The organism is Larkinella soli, assembly GCF_003703975.1.
Classification (GTDB): Bacteria; Bacteroidota; Bacteroidia; order Cytophagales; family Spirosomataceae; genus Larkinella; species Larkinella soli.
Genome location: NZ_QTJY01000049.1, coordinates 1 through 1,570, shown reverse-complemented (window position 1 = coordinate 1,570; position 1,570 = coordinate 1). Strand labels below are relative to the sequence as shown.

The 1,570-nt window shown below is 57.4% G+C and carries 1 protein-coding gene and 2 pseudogenes; all 3 read right to left on the bottom strand.

Annotation, left to right across the window (positions count from 1 at the left end):
• Positions 1-226, bottom strand: a pseudogene (locus DX909_RS29270) (nucleotide-diphospho-sugar transferase); the annotation flags it as partial.
• A 111-nt stretch (positions 227-337) separates the two neighbouring features.
• Positions 338-1,150 (bottom strand): class I SAM-dependent methyltransferase, encoded by an 813-nt coding sequence (locus DX909_RS29265; protein ID WP_128548866.1) that lies wholly within the window; start codon positions 1,148-1,150, stop codon positions 338-340.
• A 61-nt stretch (positions 1,151-1,211) separates the two neighbouring features.
• A pseudogene (locus DX909_RS29720) lies at positions 1,212-1,570 on the bottom strand (hypothetical protein); the annotation flags it as partial.

Here is a 1,570-nt window from a genome sequence, read left to right as displayed (position 1 = left end):
TGCTGACGGCCCGCCGACAGCCCAGATTCTTCTCCTGCACCAACTGAAACACTTCGCAGGGCCAGTCGACCTCCCCGGCCAGGGCGATGCACTCATCGACTTTTCCCCGTTCGGCCGGCCGTCCCGGGCGCGGGCCGTCGACGGCCAGGTACAGCCGGGTCGGCTGAGCCTCCCGGATGCGTTCAAAAATCCGACGGGCGTGCTGTGGCCGGTTAAAAAGGATCAAAAGGACAGGAATGTCTAATTGTATGGACACGGGGGACAGAAGATCCTGAGGGTGCTTTAATGAGTAGTTTGTCGATTTCGGCAATGAAGTTACAAAAATACGGGGGAGTTATCAATGGGCGTCCTCATGGGGGGCTTTCTTTAAGTGCGTGTAGGCGGTTTTCAGATCGTCGTTCAACAGGGAGTGGACCCGGAGCGGGTGGAAATAGTTGTAAAGGTTCGCTTTTCTGGGGTCGGTAAACCACCGCAGCCATTTGGAGTCGGCCGGGCGGCCCGTCAGCAGATGCAGGTCTTTTCCCTCGGTAAATAATTGAAGATGAAACCGTTCGGCAAGGCGGTGGAGCGATTCCTTCGTGAACAGGGAAACGTGCTGGCCGGTTTCCGGAATGAAATACCGCCAGGTTTCGGGCGTCACGCCCGGGTGCGGAACCAGTTCGGTGGTGAACAGGATGCTTTTGCCGAGCCGGAGCATTTGTTCCACGGTCGCTACCGGATCGACCAGATGCTCGAACACTTCGAAGGCCGTAATCAGCTCGAAGGTCTGGCCGGGCGGCTGGTCGGTCAGGTCGAAATGGACGGCAAACAGGTTCTCGCAGTAATTATCCTGCCGCACGAACGGAAAGCCGCGGTCGCGCATCATCCGGACGAACATACCGTAGCCCCCGCCATAATCGAGAAACGGGCCTTCGGGCGGAAACCACTTCCGGATAATGGCCTCCACGGCCGGCGCCCACAGCAGATTTCGGGAGACCAGCCCCAGATCCAGCGAAGTGATCGCCGATTCATATGCTTCCCGGAGCCAGTAAGGTTCTTCGGTCTGGATAAAACCGCAGTCGGGGCAGCGGTAATACCTGACATCGTATTTGAACAATACCTGAGTCCGGAAACTTTCGTTGGCGGGCGTTTGGCAGATATGGCAATTCATAGGACAGGCCGTTTCAGTAGATAACGATCCGGCAGGCGGAAAGTACCGGCCAAAAATAGTATTAGTTCTTCAGACCCAGGCGTCTCCGGAGATTTTCCGCTTTCGTGGTCACCCAGCCGGCTTTCTTGAAGTAGTGATTGGCCGAGTATTCGGTGGCCGAGATGTTCTCGATGATGAAGCTGGGATGCCGGACGGCCGGGATGGGTTGCAGCGGCAGATTGGCCAGGGAGCCGGAGCTTTCCCGGGTGTGGGTGGCGTCCTCGCCGAAGCCGATGTTGGAGATCAGGTTCTGGTTCGGGCAGATGCACAGGCCGTTATTGATCCAGATCGTGTAGCACCACGGATAGGCCCAGCTGTTGATCTGCCCCGAAAAAACGCCGTCGAAAGCGTCGTTCCAGTACTGCTGTACTTTGGGGTCGG

Coding starts and splice junctions, on each gene's coding strand:
- DX909_RS29265 (WP_128548866.1), bottom strand. CDS start 1,150: ATGAATTGCCATATCTGCCAAACGCCCGCCAACGAAAGTTTCCGGACT.